The organism is Acinetobacter sp. MD2(2019), from assembly GCF_035615615.1.
GTDB lineage: Bacteria > Pseudomonadota > Gammaproteobacteria > Pseudomonadales > Moraxellaceae > Acinetobacter.
Genome location: NZ_VTDU01000072.1, coordinates 1 through 564, shown reverse-complemented (window position 1 = coordinate 564; position 564 = coordinate 1). Strand labels below are relative to the sequence as shown.

Genomic DNA, 564 nt, shown 5'->3' with positions numbered 1-564 from the left:
CTCTTCTAGTTAATACCTAGGATGAGTGGACGTTACTCGCAGAATAAGCACCGGCTAACTCTGTGCCAGCAGCCGCGGTAATACAGAGGGTGCAAGCGTTAATCGGATTTACTGGGCGTAAAGCGCGCGTAGGTGGCTAATTAAGTCAAATGTGAAATCCCCGAGCTTAACTTGGGAATTGCATTCGATACTGGTTAGCCAGAGTATGGGAGAGGATGGTAGAATTCCAGGTGTAGCGGTGAAATGCGTAGAGATCTGGAGGAATACCGATGGCGAAGGCAGCCATCTGGCCTAATACTGACACTGAGGTGCGAAAGCATGGGGAGCAAACAGGATTAGATACCCTGGTAGTCCATGCCGTAAATGATGTCTACTAGCCGTTGGGGCCTTTGAGGCTTTAGTGGCGCAGCTAACGCGATAAGTAGACCGCCTGGGGAGTACGGTCGCAAGACTAAAACTCAAATGAATTGACGGGGGCCCGCACAAGCGGTGGAGCATGTGGTTTAATTCGATGCAACGCGAAGAACCTTACCTGGCCTTGACATACTAAGAACTTTCTAGAGA

The 564-nt window shown here is 50.0% G+C and carries 1 rRNA gene; it reads left to right on the top strand.

The annotated features are described in order from the left end of the window. Positions 1–564: ribosomal RNA gene (locus tag I2F62_RS13115) — 16S ribosomal RNA — on the top strand; the annotation flags it as partial.